This is a genomic window from Streptomyces sp. NPDC059564 (assembly GCF_042735575.1).
GTDB lineage: Bacteria > Actinomycetota > Actinomycetes > Streptomycetales > Streptomycetaceae > Streptomyces.
In genome coordinates this window covers 1-15,451 of sequence record NZ_JBHWBP010000167.1, presented here as the reverse complement: position 1 = coordinate 15,451, position 15,451 = coordinate 1, and the positions used below count along the sequence as shown (strand labels likewise).

At 70.7% G+C, this 15,451-nt stretch carries 13 protein-coding genes; 3 read left to right on the top strand and 10 right to left on the bottom strand.

Features of this window, described 5'->3' with window-relative positions:
* On the top strand, positions 1 to 520 hold a 520-nt coding region (locus ACFV0Q_RS25025), incomplete at its 5' end, for an ANTAR domain-containing response regulator (protein WP_385008596.1).
* A 69-nt stretch (positions 521 to 589) separates the two neighbouring features.
* Here the strand turns inward: ACFV0Q_RS25025 and ACFV0Q_RS25020 are convergent.
* The 9 genes from ACFV0Q_RS25020 to ACFV0Q_RS24980 all read right to left on the bottom strand — a co-directional run bounded on the left by ACFV0Q_RS25020 (position 590) and on the right by ACFV0Q_RS24980 (position 10,467).
* Entirely contained in the window at positions 590 to 1,306 is a 717-nt protein-coding gene (locus tag ACFV0Q_RS25020) for an ABC transporter ATP-binding protein (RefSeq protein WP_385008595.1), read from the bottom strand.
* On the bottom strand, positions 1,303 to 2,175 hold the full coding sequence (locus tag ACFV0Q_RS25015) for an ABC transporter ATP-binding protein (RefSeq protein WP_385008594.1): 873 nt from the start codon (positions 2,173 to 2,175) through the stop codon (positions 1,303 to 1,305). Before ACFV0Q_RS25015 ends, ACFV0Q_RS25020 begins: the two co-directional genes overlap by 4 nt.
* A 3-nt stretch (positions 2,176 to 2,178) precedes the next feature.
* Positions 2,179 to 3,999, bottom strand: a complete 1,821-nt coding sequence (locus ACFV0Q_RS25010) for a branched-chain amino acid ABC transporter permease (protein ID WP_385008593.1) — start codon at positions 3,997 to 3,999, stop codon at positions 2,179 to 2,181.
* Positions 4,000 to 4,004: 5 nt separating this feature from the next.
* Positions 4,005 to 4,934 carry a branched-chain amino acid ABC transporter permease gene (locus ACFV0Q_RS25005; protein ID WP_385008592.1) on the bottom strand — a complete coding sequence of 310 codons (930 nt, stop codon included), beginning with the start codon at positions 4,932 to 4,934 and terminating at the stop codon, positions 4,005 to 4,007.
* Between the two features lie 117 nt (positions 4,935 to 5,051).
* Positions 5,052 to 6,278: a branched-chain amino acid ABC transporter substrate-binding protein gene (locus ACFV0Q_RS25000; RefSeq protein WP_385008591.1), complete on the bottom strand. Its 1,227-nt coding sequence runs from the start codon at positions 6,276 to 6,278 to the stop codon at positions 5,052 to 5,054.
* 300 nt (positions 6,279 to 6,578) lie between these two features.
* Positions 6,579 to 7,208, bottom strand: coding sequence for a Tat pathway signal sequence domain protein (locus tag ACFV0Q_RS24995; protein WP_385008590.1), 630 nt, complete (start codon positions 7,206 to 7,208; stop codon positions 6,579 to 6,581).
* A complete protein-coding gene (locus tag ACFV0Q_RS24990; RefSeq protein ID WP_385008589.1) occupies positions 7,205 to 7,612 on the bottom strand; it encodes a hypothetical protein in 408 nt (135 codons plus the stop codon). The genes ACFV0Q_RS24995 and ACFV0Q_RS24990 overlap by 4 nt, the downstream gene beginning before the upstream one ends.
* A gap of 56 nt (positions 7,613 to 7,668) precedes the next feature.
* A complete protein-coding gene (locus ACFV0Q_RS24985; protein ID WP_385008588.1) occupies positions 7,669 to 8,127 on the bottom strand; it encodes a PaaI family thioesterase in 459 nt (152 codons plus the stop codon).
* 54 nt (positions 8,128 to 8,181) lie between these two features.
* Entirely contained in the window at positions 8,182 to 10,467 is a 2,286-nt protein-coding gene (locus ACFV0Q_RS24980; RefSeq protein ID WP_385008587.1) for an FdhF/YdeP family oxidoreductase, read from the bottom strand.
* A gap of 145 nt (positions 10,468 to 10,612) precedes the next feature.
* On the opposite strand from ACFV0Q_RS24980, the gene polA reads away from it, so the two are divergent.
* A complete protein-coding gene (polA, locus tag ACFV0Q_RS24975; protein ID WP_385008586.1) occupies positions 10,613 to 13,333 on the top strand; it encodes a DNA polymerase I in 2,721 nt (906 codons plus the stop codon).
* A gap of 42 nt (positions 13,334 to 13,375) precedes the next feature.
* On the opposite strand, the gene ACFV0Q_RS24970 is transcribed toward polA, so the two are convergent.
* A complete protein-coding gene (locus ACFV0Q_RS24970) occupies positions 13,376 to 14,245 on the bottom strand; it encodes a DUF4184 family protein (RefSeq protein ID WP_385008585.1) in 870 nt (289 codons plus the stop codon).
* A 147-nt stretch (positions 14,246 to 14,392) separates the two neighbouring features.
* Here ACFV0Q_RS24970 and ACFV0Q_RS24965 point away from each other — a divergent pair.
* Positions 14,393 to 15,451 (top strand): lytic transglycosylase domain-containing protein (locus ACFV0Q_RS24965; protein ID WP_385008584.1); only part of this gene is annotated, 1,059 nt, incomplete at its 3' end.

Sequence of the window (15,451 nt, the reverse complement as noted above, 5' to 3'; positions counted from 1 at the left end):
GAGGTACTCCGTCGTCGGTGAGGCCGGGGACGGCGCGACGGCCGTCGAGCTGGCCCGCGAGCACCGCCCCGACCTGGTGATCCTCGACGTGAAGATGCCCGTCCTGGACGGGATCTCGGCCGCCGAGAAGATCGCGGAGGAGTCCATCGCCCCCGTCCTGATGCTGACCGCGTTCTCGCAGCGCGACCTCGTCGAGCGGGCCCGGGACGCCGGGGCCATGGCGTACCTGGTGAAGCCGTTCAGCAAGAGCGACGTGGTGCCGGCCATCGAGATGGCCGTGTCCCGCTTCGCGGAGCTGAAGGCGCTGGAGAAGGAGGTCGCCGACCTCTCCGCCCGCCTGGAGACCCGCAAGCTCGTGGACCGCGCGAAGAGCATCCTGCAGACCCAGTACGGGCTGTCCGAGCCGGCCGCCTTCCGGTGGATCCAGAAGACCTCCATGGACCGCCGCATGTCGATGCAGCAGGTCGCCGAGGCGGTCATCGAGGACGCCGAGGAGAAGAAGCAGAACGCCGGCAAGTAGAAGAGCGCAAGCGTGAGGCCCGTCTCCCCCCGAGGGGAGACGGGCCTCACGCGTTAACAGGGGGCGGGACTAGTCCTCGCCGAGGTAGGCCTTGCGGACGTCCTCGTTGACGAGGAGCTCGCGGCCCGGGCCCGACAGGACGATCTTGCCGATCTCCATGACGTGGCCCTGGTCGGCCAGCGACAGCGCGGCCTGGGCGTTCTGCTCGACGAGCAGGATCGTGGTGCCGGCCGCCTTGAGTTCGGCGATCGTCGCCATGATCTTCTGCATCATGATCGGCGAGAGGCCCATGGAGGGCTCGTCGAGCATCAGCAGCTTCGGGCGGCACATGAGCGCGCGGCCCATGGCGAGCATCTGCTGCTCGCCGCCCGAGAGGGTGCCGGCGGCCTGCTTGCGGCGCTCGCCCAGGATCGGGAAGAGCTCGTAGGCGCGGTTGACGTCCTGCTGGATGGCGGCCTTGTCGTTCTGGAGGTAGGCGCCGAGGAGCAGGTTGTCCTCGATCGACATGCGCGGGAAGATGTGCCGCCCCTCGGGGGAGTGGGCGAGCCCGAGCGAGACGATGTCGTGCGCCTGGACCTTCTTGAGCGACTTGCCCTCGAACTTGATCTGGCCGCCGCGCGGTTTGATCAGGCCGGAGAGGGTGCGCAGGGTGGTGGTCTTGCCCGCACCGTTGGTGCCGATGAGGGTGACGATCTCGCCCTGGTCGACGGTGAAGGAGATGCCCTTGACGGCTTCGATCTTGCCGTAGGCGACGCGGAGGTCCTCGACCTCGAGGAGGGCGGTCACTTGGCTTCTCCGTCCGTGCTGGTGGTGCTGTGCGCCTCCGCGGCCTCGACCTCCGCGGCTTCTTCGGCGCCGGGGGCGCCTTCGAAGGGTTCGCCGAGGTAGGCGGCGATGACGCGCTCGTCGCTCTGGACTTCGGTGGCGGTGCCTTCGATGAGCTTTTCGCCCTGGACGAGGCAGGCGACGCGGTCGCAGAGGTTGAAGATGAAGCGCATGTCGTGCTCGATGACGAGGACGGCGATGCCCTGGTCCCGGATGGCGAAGATGAGTTCTTCGGCGGCGCGGGTTTCCTGGGGGTTCATGCCGGCGGTGGGCTCGTCCAGGAGGATGAGGCCGGGGTCGCTGGCGAGGGCGCGGGCGATTTCCAGCTTGCGCTGTTCGCCGTAGGGGAGGTTGCGGGCGAGGTGTTCGGCCTTGTGGTCGAGGCCGATGAACTCGAGGAGTTCCATGGCTCGCTGGCGGCTGGCTTCCTCGGCGCGGCCGAAGGCGGGGAGGCGCAGGAGGGCCGACCAGAGGCCTTCCTTGGTGCGGGTGTGGCGGCCGACGAGGACGTTTTCCAGGACCGTCATGTTGTTGAAGAGACGGATGTTCTGGAAGGTGCGGGCGATGCCGGCCGCGGTGACCTTGTACGACTTGGGGGGCAGGACCGTGCCCTTGTACCGGACTTCGCCCTCGGTGGGGATGTAGAGGCCGGTGAGGCAGTTGAAGAAGGTGGTCTTGCCGGCGCCGTTGGGGCCGATGAGGCCGACGATCTCGCCGCTTCGTACGGTCAGGTCGACGTTCTTGACGGCGGTGAGGCCGCCGAAGCGCATCGTGACGCCGCGGGCGTCGAGGACCGTCTCGGTGACCGTCTCGGTCGTGGTGGTGGTCATGGATCAGGCCCCTGTCTTGCCGAGGACTGTGGGCGCTTCGAGGTCCTTGTGGAGTTCGAGCTGGTTGCGCCGGTTGGGGATGAGGCCTTCGGGGCGCAGGCGCATGAGGATGACGAGTGCGATGCCGAAGACGAGGAGCTGGTACTCGCCCAGGAACTGGAGCTTGTTGGGGATCATGAAGAGGAGGGCGCCGCCGACGAGGGGGCCGGAGATGGTGCCCATGCCGCCGAGGACGACCGCTGCGAGGAGGAAGGCCGAGTTCGGGGGGACGGCGTTGGCGAAGACGTACTGGTCCGGGGTGACGGTGTAGTTCACGTGGGCCTGTACGGCTCCGGCGAGGCCGGCGAGGGTGGCGCCGAGGGCGAAGGCGATGAGCTTGACGCGGAAGCCGTTGATGCCCATGGCTTCGGCGGCGGTCTCGTCTTCGCGGATGGCGACCCAGGCGCGTCCGATGCGGGATTCGGCGCTGCGGCGGAAGACCATGATCACGATGAGGGTGACCAGGAGCATCAGCAGGAAGTAGTTCGCGAAGCGTCCGATGGCGAAGCCGGCGATGGTGTGGGTGGCGCCGAAGTCGAAGCCGAAGAGGTCGACGTTGGGGACACCGGCGATGCCGTTGGGGCCGTTGGTGATGTCGGGGCCGGAGACGCCGTCGAGGTTGTTCATGGAGATTCGGAAGATCTCTCCGAAGCCCAGGGTGACGATGGCGAGGTAGTCGCCGCGCAGGCGCAGGGTCGGGGCGCCGATGAGGACGCCGAAGACCATGGAGGCGACGGCTCCGAGGAGGATCGCGGCCCAGAAGGGGAAGTGCACTCCGAAGGGGGAGTTGGGGGAGCCGGAGACCAGGGCCGCGGTGTAGGCGCCGACGCCGAGGAAGGCGACGTAGCCGAGGTCGAGGAGGCCGGTGAGGCCGACGACGATGTTCAGGCCGAGGGCGACGGTGGCGAAGATGAGGATGTTGACGCCGAGGGTCGCGTACTGGTCGTCGGTCTGGGTGAGGGGGAAGGCGGCGGCCGCGACGAAGGCGCCGACGAGGGCGACGTTGCGGTGCTTGTTGGTGAGGGCGGTGAAGCGGGCCACCAGGCCGGCCTTGCCGAGGGCGGTGAAGCCGAAGCCGGCGATGATCAGGAAGCCGATGAAGAGTTCCTGGTAGGCGGTGGTGACGCCGTAGGTGAAGACGCCGAGGGCGACGGCGAGGAGTGCGGCGATGAGCAGGATCTCGGCGTAGGCCGGGAGTGCGCGGGCCGGCTTGGGGGTGTCGCCGGCGTGGGCGGCCTTGGTGACGGTCCAGCTGTTGGAGACGTTGTGCTTGGTCTGCTCCCACCAGCTGTCTTCGGGGTCTGCGGGTTCGAGGGCGGGGCGCTCGAAGGGCAGGGCGCGGGCGCCGAGGTAGGCGGCGGCCGCGGTGACCAGGGCGACGAAGGCGCCGGGTTCGAGGTTGACGAGGCCGCCGAGGGTGTTGCTGATGGCCCAGTCGGTGTAGGCCACGGTGAGCAGGGTGCCGAGGGCGGAGAGTTTGATCGCCGCGTCGGCGCCGCCGGGGGTGAGCCAGCGCAGGCCCTTGATCCCGTAGGAGGAGAGGCCGAAGAGGGTGGTGAGGGCGCCGCCGACGAGGACGAGCCACTGGAGGCCGCCGGGGTATCCGTAGACGGTGAGGTCGCCGGGGAAGTTGGCGGTCCAGGTCCAGGCGAGGAAGCAGGAGATGACGGTGAGGGCGCCGCCTGCGGTGGCGAGTGCGCGGGCCGTCTTTTCGGGGATGGAGATTCCCGCTCGGCCGGCCGTGGCCTGCTGCGTGGTGTCCGTGTCCGTGGTGGTAGTCGTCATGGTTCTCACGCCCTGTCGGCCACGCGCTCGCCCAACAGACCCTGGGGTCGGAAGAGGAGTACGAGGATGAGGAGTACGAACGCCCAGGTGTTGCCCCAGGACTGGCCGCCGAGCTGGCTCATGCCGGGGACGTCGGCGATGTAGGCGGTGGTGAGGGTTTCGGCGAGGCCGAGGACCAGGCCGCCGATCATGGCGCCGTAGATGTTGCCGATGCCGCCGAGGACTGCGGCGGTGAAGGCCTTGAGTCCGAGGATGAAGCCCATGCGGTAGTTGACTTCGCCGTACTTGAGGCCGTAGGCGACGGCTCCGATCGCGGCGAAGGCGGCGCCGAGGGCGAACGCGATCGTGATGATGCGGTCGGTGTTGATGCCCATGAGCTTGGCGGTGTCGGGGTCCTGGGCGGTGGCCTGCATGCCGCGGCCGGTGCGGGTCTTCTTGACGAAGATGCCGAGGATGGCCATGGAGATGGGGGCGGCGATCAGCAGGAAGACGTCACCGGTCTGGATGGTGATGCTGCCGATGTGGAAGGGGCCGCCGGGGATTTCGGGGAAGACCCGGGAGGACTTCGCGTCGGGGTACCAGGCCCATACCGCCTGCTGGAGGACGATGGAGAGGCCGATGGCGGTGATGAGCGGTGCGAGCCGGGGTGCGCTGCGCAGGGGCCGGTAGGCGAAGCGTTCGGCTCCGACGGCGATGAGGGTGGCGATGAGGATCGCACCGATGATCATGAGCGGCAGGGCGAGCCACATGGTGGTCCCGCCGGGGAGTATCAGCCAGACCGTGAGGGCTCCGAACCCGCCGGTCATGAAGATCTCGCCGTGGGCGAAGTTGATGAGCTGGACAATGCCATAGACCATCGTGTAGCCGATGGCGACGAGCCCGTACATGGATCCCAGTAGCAGGCCGTTGACCAGCTGTTGCGGCAGTTCGTGCACCGCAGGTCCTCCGAGTCTTTCGACGGATGTGACACCGCGCGGGGCGCAATGTGCGCGCCCCGCGCGGCAAAGATGAGGGGTGAGGGGCTAGCGAGCTAGCGGGCTAGCCGTTGGAGGTCAGCCGCCGTAGGTGCCGGACTCGACGGACTTCCACTCGCCGCCGTCGACCTTGTAGACGGTGAGCTGCTTGTTGGTGGCGTCGCCGAACTCGTCGAAGGAGACCTTGCCGGTCACGCCGTCGAAGGAGACGCCCTGGACGGCTTCGAGGACCTTGGCGCGGGCGTCGCTGGGGAGCTTGCCGTTGTTGGCGTCGACGACCTTCTTGACGGCCTCGATGACGGCCCAGGCGGAGTCGTAGGAGTAGCCGCCGTAGGCCGCGAACGGGTCCTTGTAGCCGGCCTTGGTGTAGTTGGCGACGAAGTCCTTGGCGGAGGGGAGGCTCTCGACCGGGGCGCCGACGGAGGTGGCGAAGTCGCCGGTGGCGGCGTCGCCCGCGAGCTCGACGAACTTCTTGTCGTAGATGCCGTCGCCGCCGACGAGCGGGATGTTGGCGCCGGAGGCCTTGATCTGCTTGCTCAGCGGGCCGGCCGCGGGGTACTCGCCGCCGTAGTAGACGACGTCGGCGCCGGAGCTCTTGACCTGGGTCACGATCGCGGAGAAGTCCTTGGACTCCGGGTCGATGTGGCCTTCGCCGGCGACGGCGCCGCCGAGCTTGGTGAACTCGCCCTTGAAGGTTCCGGCGAGGCCGGCGCCGTAGGTCTTCTTGTCATCGATGATGAAGACCTTCTTCTTGCCCGCCTTGTTGAAGAGGTACTGCGCCGCGAACGGGCCCTGGATGGCGTCCGTGGTGGCGGTGCGGAAGTAGCTCTTGTAGGTGCGGGTCTTCTGGCCCTCGGCCCACTTGGGGCCCTGGGTCAGGGACGGGCTGGTGTTGGCCGGGGAGATCTGGGCCAGCTTGGCGTCGTCGAAGACCTTCTGCATGGACTCGGAGACCGAGGAGTTCAGGGGGCCGACGACGCCGAGGACGTCCTTGTCGGCGGTGAGCTTGGTGGCGTTCTGCTGGCCGGAGGAGGCCTGCGCCTGGTCGTCGAGGGCCTGGATCTTGAAGGTGACGCCCTTGACGTACTTCTTCTCGTTGGCCTGCTTGGCGGCGAGGTCGGCGGAGTTCTTGATGCCGAGGCCGAGGGCGGAGAGGTCGCCCGTCAGCGGGGCGTCGACGCCGATGACGACCGTGGTGTTGCCACCGTCGCCGGTGGAGCCACCGTCGCGGGAGCCGCAGGCGGTGAGAGTGAGGGCGCCCGCGGCGAGGGCGGCGGTCACGGCGATGAGCTGACGATGACGCACGATCAGTCCTTTCCTGGCGCCGCGTCCCCCCTGGGACGCGCCGAGTCGAACGCGGGGAACCGAACTGAATGGAATCCGGCGGTCGCGGTAACTGGCCGTGACTCTAAGCGGCTCATCGGGGGATATGGAGGGCTGAGGCCAATGATGTGACTCTCTTGTTATGCCACGGCGTAATACATAGCGGATCACTGCGGGTGGAACGGGGGAATTCAGGCCGGTTCGTCTTGTCCGGATGTTGAGACGCGTGAGGACCATGGAGCGGTTTGAGTCCTGTCTCGCCAGGACTCTGGGGCTCTTTGGTCATGACGGGGGCGTGGCGCCGTCGTCTCGGACTTCGGGACAGGCCCTGGTCAGCGCGACGGAAAGATCCCTGGCATAACGGTCACCGGGGATGTAACTGTGATCCTCTTTCTGGAATCCATTACTCAGGGTTACTTCGAGGAATGGGAGTCCGGAATTCCGTGCTACATGCACGCAGTCTTTTGCCTGAATCGTCAGGATGAGCTCGCGGACTTCCCCCGCCGCCACCGTGACCGGCAGGGATGGCCGGATCGTCACGCTCAGCGCCCGGGACGGCTGGCCGATCCGCTCCAGCGTGACGGCCGGACCGGAGGAGGTCCGCACACGCACAGTGAACGCGAAGGCGGTCCCGGCGGGCGGCGGGTCCAGCGGATCCCCGTAGCCGAGGGACAGCGTCTGGGACGGGGGCGCGGGCGCGGCCGGTACGGGGGTCTCGGGCCGGCCGGCGTACCAGCGGGCGGCGCCCGCGGCGAGGACGGCGGCGGCCCCCAGGGCCACCAGGGCGCGCCGGTGGCGGGCGGCGGCCGCGCGGATCCGCCCGGGCGGTGTGGGCGTACGGGGGCCCGTGCGCGGGGTCTGGTGCCCGGCCGTGCCCTCCCCGGGCTCCACCGGCCCGATGCCCCCGCTCACCGCCAGGGCCCGCCGGTCGGGGTGCCCGGGCGGTGGCGCTCGGCGCAGCGGCGGCCGGCCTCGCGGGCGGCGAGCGCGCGGGCGGCGTCCGGGCCCCGGTCGCGCCGTTCGGCGCGGGCTTCGTCGAGGACGGTGCGCAGGATCTCGTTCTGGTCGCCGGACAGGCCCATGGACTGGTAGTCGAGGCGGACGGCGTCCTCGCCCTCCCCGCCGTCGAGGATCACGCGGGCCCAGTGGGTGATCAGGGAGGTGCAGAGTTCCTGCGGGGTGGTCGTGCGGGGGGAGGGCGGGGCGTGTGGTGCGGGGGTGGCGGCGGAGCAGCCGGGGAGCGCGGCGGCCAGGAGCGCCGCCGTCGCGAGCGTGCGTGCGGTCGTGGCGCGCCGCGGCGCCGGTCGCGGTCCCATGTGGGAACGCTAGACCGGCGCCGCTGGCCGCACAACTGCTCGTATCGGCCCTGTTGTTAAGACTCCGTGTCGCGCAGCAGGCAGGTGATGCGGGCGGTGCAGACGCGGCGGTCCTCTTCGTCGGAGATGACGATCTCGTAGGTGGCGGTGGAGCGGCCCCGGTGGACGGGTGTGGCGATGCCGGTGACCAGGCCGGAGCGGGCGCCGCGGTGGTGGGTGCAGTTCAGGTCGACGCCGACGGCGATCTTGTTGATGCCGCCGTGCATCATCGCTCCGATGGAGCCGAGGGTTTCGGCCAGGACGGCGGAGGCTCCGCCGTGGAGGAGTCCGTAGGGCTGGGTGTTGCCCTTGACGGGCATGGTGGCGACGACGCGCTCGGCGGAGGCCTCCAGGACGCGGATGTCCATGCGTGCGCCGAGGTCTCCGGCCGAGAAGAGCGCGGGCAGGTCTATGCCCAGGGCCGCGTACTCGTCGAGGACTTCCTGCGGGAACTTCACGGGGTGCTGCTCGGCCATGGGTCTGCTCCGTTCGTCAACGCTCGTTAACCGATGTGTGTGGTGGCCGTTCTATCAGGCCGGTTCGAAGCGCACGACGACGGACTTGCTGGCGGGGGTGTTGCTGGTGTCGGCGGTGGAGTCGAGGGGGACCAGGACGTTGGTCTCGGGGTAGTAGGCGGCGGCGCAGCCGCGGGCGGTCGGGTAGTGGACGACGCGGAAGCCGGGGGCGCGGCGTTCGACGCCGTCCTTCCATTCGCTGACGAGGTCGGTGGTGGCGCCGTCGGCGAGGCCGAGCTCGGCGGCGTCGTCGGGGTGGACCATGACGACGCGGCGGCCGCCGGTGATGCCGCGGTAGCGGTCGTCGAGGCCGTAGATGGTGGTGTTGTACTGGTCGTGGCTGCGCAGGGTCTGAAGGAGCAGGCGGCCGGCGGGGACGCGGGGGTATTCGACGGGGGCGGCGGTGAAGTTCGCCTTGCCGGTCGTGGTGGGGAAGCGGCGTTCGTCGCGGGGGGCGTGCGGGAGCCGGAAGCCGCCGGGGCGGGCGACGCGGGCGTTGAAGTCCTCGAAGCCGGGGATCACGCGGGCGATGCGGTCGCGGATGGTGGCGTAGTCCCGTTCGAAGTCCTCCCAGGGGGTGGCGGAGGTCTCGCCGAGGACGGCGCGGGCCATGCGGGCGACGATGGCGGGTTCGGACAGCAGGTGGGGGGAGGCGGGGGCGAGGTTGCCGCGGGAGGCGTGGACCATGCCCATGGAGTCCTCGACGGTGACGAACTGCTTGCCGGAGGCCTGGACGTCCTTGTCGGTGCGGCCGAGGGTGGGCAGGATCAGGGCGCGCCGGCCGGTGACCGCGTGGGAGCGGTTGAGCTTGGTGGAGACGTGCACGGTGAGGGAGGCGCGGCGGATCGCGGCTTCGGTGACGTCGGTGTCGGGGGTGGCGCCGACGAAGTTGCCGCCCATGGCGAAGAAGACCTTGGCCTCGCCGTCGCGCAGGGCCTGGATGGAGCGGACGACGTCGAAGCCGTGGTCGCGCGGCGAGGTGATGGCGAATTCGCGGTCGAGGGCGTCGAGGAAGGCCGGGGCGGGGCGTTCGAAGATCCCCATGGTGCGGTCGCCCTGGACGTTGGAGTGGCCGCGGACGGGGCAGACCCCGGCGCCGGGGCGGCCGATGTCGCCGCGCAGCAGGAGGAGGTTGACGACCTCGCGGATGGTGGCGACGGCGTGCTTGTGCTGGGTGAGGCCCATGGCCCAGCAGACGATGGTGCGCTTGGAGGCCAGGATCATGGCCAGGGCGCGTTCGATCTCGGGGCGGGTGAGGCCGGTGGCGGTGAGGGTCTCGTCCCAGTCGGCGTCCTTGGCGGCGGCCGCGAACTCCTCGTAGCCGTGGGTGTGCTCGCGGATGAAGGCCTCGTCGGTGGCGTCGCCGGTGTCGATGACGAGCTTGTTGAGGAGGCGGAAGAGGGCCTGGTCGCCGCCGATGCGGATCTGGAGGAAGAGGTCGGTCAGGGCGGTGCCCTTGAGCATGCCGAGGGGGCTTTGGGGGTTCTTGAAGCGTTCGGTGCCGGCCTCGGGCAGCGGGTTCACCGAGATGATCTTCGCGCCGGCCTTCTTGGCCTGTTCCAGGGCGGAGAGCATGCGCGGGTGGTTGGTGCCCGGGTTCTGCCCGGCGACGATGATCAGTTCGGCCTGGTGGAGGTCTTCCAGGGAGACGCTGCCCTTGCCGATGCCGATGGTCTCGTTCAGGGCGGAGCCCGAGGACTCGTGGCACATGTTGGAGCAGTCCGGCAGGTTGTTGGTGCCGTACTCGCGGGCGAAGAGCTGGAAGAGGAACGCGGCCTCGTTGCTGGTGCGGCCCGAGGTGTAGAAGACGGCCTCGTCGGGGGAGGCCAGGGCGCGCAGTTCCTCGGCGATCACCTCGAAGGCGCGCTCCCAGCTGACCGGCTCGTAGCGGTCGCCGCCCTCGGGGAGGGCCCCTCTTTCCAGGAGCATCGGCTCGGTGATGCGGCCCTGCTGGCCGAGCCAGTAGCCGGAGCGCGTCGCGAGGTCGGCGAGGGGGTGTTCGGCGAAGAACGCCGGGGTGACCCGGCGCAGCGTGGCCTCCTCGGCGACCGCCTTGGCGCCGTTCTCGCAGAACTCGGCGGTGTGCCGCTTGTCTCCCTCGGGCCAGGCGCAGCCGGGGCAGTCGAAGCCGTCCTTCTGGTTGACCTTGAGGAGGGTGCGCGCGGTGCGGGCGACGCCCATCTGCTGCTGGGCGATCTTCAGGGTGTGCCCGATCGCGGGCAGGCCGGCCGCCGCGCGCTTGGGGGGCGCGACCTGCGGCGCGTCCTGGACGGGATCACCTGCGGGCGGCTTGGCGGCCATGTCGCTCCCCTTCGAGCATCCTGAGCTTCTTCGTCACGCGTGCGGCTGCGGTACCGCGCTCCTTCGCGTGCGCGTCCGATCCTGTCACGCTCCGCCGACATCGCCGAAGCCGGATTTGTCAGTGGGGGCGCCTAGGATCGGGGGCGTGGCAGAGACAGCATCGAAGAAGACCGACCAGCCGACCGCAGCGGACCGCCCCCGCCTGATGCTCATGGACGGGCACTCCCTGGCGTACCGGGCGTTCTTCGCGCTGCCCGCGGAGAACTTCACGACCGCGACCGGCCAGCCGACGAACGCCATCTACGGCTTCGCGTCGATGCTGGCGAACACGCTGCGCGACGAGGCGCCCACGCACTTCGCGGTGGCGTTCGACGTGTCCCGCAAGACGTGGCGGTCGACGGAGTTCCCCGAGTACAAGGCGAACCGCTCGAAGACCCCGGACGAGTTCAAGGGGCAGGTCGAGCTGATCGGCGAGCTGCTCGACGCGATGAAGGTGCCGCGGTTCGCGGTCGACGGCTTCGAGGCCGACGACGTGATCGCGACGCTGGCGACGCAGGCCGAGGCCGCCGGTTTCGACGTGCTGATCGTCACCGGTGACCGGGACTCCTTCCAGCTGGTGTCCGAGCGCACCACCGTGCTGTACCCGACCAAGGGTGTCTCCGAGCTGACCCGGTTCACCCCGGAGAAGGTCGAGGAGAAGTACGGGCTCACCCCGCAGCAGTACCCGGACTTCGCGGCGCTGCGCGGCGACCCGTCCGACAACCTGCCGGGCATCCCGGGCGTCGGCGAGAAGACCGCCGCGAAGTGGATCACCCAGTTCGGGTCGTTCGCGGAGCTGGTGGAGCGCGCGGAGGAGGTCAAGGGCAAGGCCGGGCAGAACTTCCGGGACCACCTGGAGGCCGTGAAGCTCAACCGGGTCCTGACCGAGATGGTCAAGGACGTGGAGCTGCCCAAGACCCCCACCGACCTGGAGCGCCTGCCCTACGACCGGTCCGCGGTGACCGGCGTGCTGGACGTGCTGGAGATCCGCAACGCCTCGCTGCGCGAGCGGCTGCTGGGCGTGGACCCGGGCGCGGCCGAGGAGGAGGCCCCGGCTCCGGCGGCCGGGGTGGAGCTGGACGGGTCCGTGCTGGGCGCGGGCGAGCTGGCTCCCTGGCTGGAGGCCCACGCGGGCGGCCCGCTGGGCGTCTCCACCGTCGACAGCTGGGCGCTGGGCCAGGGCAACGTCTCCGAGGTCGCGCTGGCCGCGGCCGGCGGGGCCGCCGCCTGGTTCGACCCGTCCACCCTGGACGAGGCGGACGAGAAGGCCTTCGCCGCCTGGGCCGCCGACGCGGACCGGCCCAAGGTCGTGCACAACGCCAAGGGCCTGATGCGGGTCTTCCCCGAGCACGGCTGGACGCTGGCCGGGGTCACCATGGACACCGCGCTCGCCGCCTATCTGGTCAAGCCGGGCCGCCGCTCCTTCGCGCTGGACGTCCTGTCCAACGAGTACCTGCACCGCGAGCTGACGCCCCCGGCCGCCGACGGCCAGCTGGCCTTCGGGGCGGACGAGACCGCCGAGGCCGACGCGCTGATGGCGCAGGCCCGCGCCGTCCTCGACCTGGGCGACGCCTTCACCGTGAAGCTCGACGAGGTGGGCGCCACCGAGCTGCTCCACGACATGGAACTGCCCACCTCCGAGCTGCTGGCCCGGCTGGAGCGGGCGGGCATCGCGGCCGACCGCGACCACCTGGAGGCCATGGAGCAGCAGTTCGCCGGAGCCGTGCAGCAGGCGGTGAAGGAGGCGCACGCGACGGTCGGCCACGAGTTCAACCTCGGTTCGCCCAAGCAGCTCCAGGAGGTCTTCTTCGGCGAGCTGGACCTGCCGAAGACGAAGAAGACCAAGACCGGCTACACCACCGACGCGGACGCGCTGGCCTGGCTGGCCACGCAGACCGACCACGAACTCCCCGTGATCATGCTGCGGCACCGGGAACAGGCCAAACTGCGCGTCACCGTCGAGGGCCTGGTCAAGGCCATCGCCGCCGACGGCCGCGTGCACACCAGCTTCAGCCAGACCGTCGCCGCGACCGGCCGGCTGTCCTCCACCGACCCCAACCTGCAGAACGTGCCGGTGCGCACCGACGAGGGCCGCGCCATCCGCCGCGGGTTCGTCGTCGGCGAGGGCTACGAAACCCTCATGACCGCCGACTACAGCCAGATCGAGCTGCGCGTCATGGCCCACCTCTCCGAGGACGAGGGCCTCATCGAGGCGTTCCTGTCCGGCGAGGACCTGCACACCACCGTCGCCTCCCAGGTGTTCGGGGTGGAGCGCTCGGCGGTCGACGCCGAGATGCGCCGCAAGATCAAGGCCATGTCCTACGGGCTCGCGTACGGGCTGTCCGCCTTCGGTCTCGCCCAGCAGCTGAACATCGAGCCCGCCGAGGCGCGCGGTCTGATGGACACCTTCTTCGAGCGGTTCGGCGGGGTCCGGGACTACCTCGGCCGCGTCGTGGACGAGGCTCGGGCCACCGGCTACACGGCGACGGTGTTCGGCCGCCGCCGCTACCTGCCCGACCTGAACAGCGACAACCGCCAGCGCCGCGAGGCCGCCGAGCGGATGGCGCTGAACGCCCCGATCCAGGGCACCGCCGCCGACATCGTCAAGGTCGCCATGCTGCGCGTGGACAAGGCCCTGGCCGAGGCCGGGCTGACCTCGCGGATGCTGCTCCAGGTCCACGACGAAATCGTGCTGGAGATCTCTCCGGGCGAGCGGAAGCGGGTCGAGGAGCTGCTGCGCCGGGAGATGGCCGCCGCCGTCGAACTGCGGGCCCCGCTCGACGTGTCGGTCGGCGTCGGCAAGGACTGGGAGTCCGCCGCGCACTGAGCCGCGTCGCGTCTTTCGGGAGCGCCCGTTCCCGCCGCCCGGCTAGGCGGTGGGGACGGGCGTTCGCGCGTCCGGGGCGGTGCGGTCCCGGCCGGTGCGGTCGCCGCCCCGGCGGTGGAGGAGGCGGACGAGGACCCCGTAGAGCAGCAGTCCGACGGCGAGACCGCCGCCCGCGCCGAAACAGACGGTCGGGATGATGTCGAGCGGGGTGCGGATCCGGTCGAAGAACGTGAAGTAGCGGATCACCCGCAGCGTGATGCCCGCCGCCACGCACACCGCGACCAGCGCGGCCGCCCCCCAGATCTCCGCCCGGCCGAGCACCGGCACCGACGCCGGCGGCACGGACGGGGCCGGCAGCCGCCGCAGGGCGGTCACCGTGAACCAGAGCAGCACGCAGGCGGAGAGCGCCGAAGTGCCGTACTGGACGAAGGAGTAGAGGGGCAGGCCGAAGGCGAAGGGCTCCCCGAGGCGGGGCAGCGCGTTGGTCCCCCAGCGGTGCGGGTGGGTGAAGCTGTCCCACACCACGTGCGTGAGGGACCCGGCCACCGCCGACAGGTAGAACCACAGCGCGAGCGCGGGCAGCCGTCGCCCCCGCCAGGACTCGCCGCGTACGAACGCGTACGCCCGGCCGCGCCAGGTCCGGGGCAGCAGCGCGACCAGCGGTTCGCGCAGCAGGAGCCAGCACGCGCCGAGGACGGCGGTGAGGGCGGCGTCCACGGTGAACACGCCGGTCGGCGAGTGGGCGAACCCGCCGTAGCCCATGAGGCCTTGGACGACCGCGTCCGCGAAGTAGAAGGTGTCCGGCGCGAACGACCCCAGGACGAGGGCGGAGGCGACCAGCGGCCCCCGGGCGCGACCGGTCCGGCGGATGGCCGGAAGCACGGCGGCCGCATGGCTGAGAGTGAACGGCATGACGCTTCTCCTGGGTCTTCGGCGTCGGGACAGTATGCGTGACCTGCGCGAGGAGGTGGGGATCCGGTGAAATCCGGACTTCATCGCGTGCCCTGTGAAGGGAGTTGACGTAGGGTCACGCGAACGTCTAGGGGAGGGGTCCCGCTCATGTCGGCACGAATAGTCGGACGCGGACTGCGCAGGGGCGCGGCCGCCGCCCTGGTCTCGGCGCTGGTGGCCGCGGCGATGACGGCCTCGCAGGGCCCGGCCGCGGGTCTCGCGGAGCGGATGTCCGCGGCCGGGGAAGGCGCGCAGACCGTTCCGGCGGGGCCCTCCGGGGGTTCCGGCGGTTCCGGGGGCGACTCCTCCTACTTCACCGAACTGCCGCCGCTGGTCAGCCCCGAGCCCCCGGCCGTGCTGCTGCCGGAGGGCGAGCAGGCGGCCGCGCGGCCGACGCCCGCGCCGGCCCCCGACGCGGCCGCGGTGGTGCCGGTGGTGGTGCCGGTGGTGCTGGAGGGTTCGCAGGGGATACCGGCGAGCGTGCTCGCGGCGTACCGGCGGGCCGAGCAGAAGGTGGGGGAGACCGACCCCGGGTGCGGGCTGCGCTGGCAGCTGCTCGCGGCGATCGGCAAGGTCGAGTCGGGCCAGGCGCGCAGCGGGCAGGTCGACGCCGCCGGAACCACCCTGCGGCCCATCCTGGGGCCCGTCCTCGACGGCAACGGCTTCGCGAACATCTCCGACACGGACGGCGGGGCCTACGACGGCGACGCCCGTTACGACCGGGCCGTCGGCCCCATGCAGTTCATCCCCTCCACCTGGGCGGCCTGGGGCCAGGACGCGAACGGCGACGGGCGCCGCGACCCGAACAACGTCCACGACGCGGCCCTGGCGGCCGCCCGCTACCTGTGCGCGGGCAGCCGCGACCTGCGGGTGGGGGCGGACCTCGACCGGGCGGTGCTGTCGTACAACCAGTCCGGGGAGTACCTGAGGACGGTGCGGTCCTGGTTCACGTTCTACCTCCGGGGGACGCACGAGGTCCCGGACGCGGGCGGTACCGGTGGCGCAGGTACGGGGACGGGCGCCGGTGCCGGTGCGGGGACGGGGCAGCCGACGGGGCCGAAGCCGAGGCCCACGCCGACGCCGACCCCGACGCCGACGCCGACGCCGACGCCGACCCCGGATCCGAAGCCGACCCCGACGCCGACGCCGACGCCGACCCCGGATCCG

Bases quoted from the DNA above. Each gene is read 5' to 3' on its own strand.
- ACFV0Q_RS25010 (WP_385008593.1), bottom strand. From the start codon at position 3,999: ATGACGACTACCACCACGGACACGGACACCACGCAGCAGGCCACGGCC.
- ACFV0Q_RS24990 (WP_385008589.1), bottom strand. From the start codon at position 7,612: ATGGGACCGCGACCGGCGCCGCGGCGCGCCACGACCGCACGCACGCTC.
- ACFV0Q_RS24970 (WP_385008585.1), bottom strand. From the start codon at position 14,245: ATGCCGTTCACTCTCAGCCATGCGGCCGCCGTGCTTCCGGCCATCCGC.
- ACFV0Q_RS25015 (WP_385008594.1), bottom strand. From the start codon at position 2,175: ATGACCACCACCACGACCGAGACGGTCACCGAGACGGTCCTCGACGCC.
- ACFV0Q_RS24980 (WP_385008587.1), bottom strand. From the start codon at position 10,467: ATGGCCGCCAAGCCGCCCGCAGGTGATCCCGTCCAGGACGCGCCGCAG.
- ACFV0Q_RS24985 (WP_385008588.1), bottom strand. From the start codon at position 8,127: ATGGCCGAGCAGCACCCCGTGAAGTTCCCGCAGGAAGTCCTCGACGAG.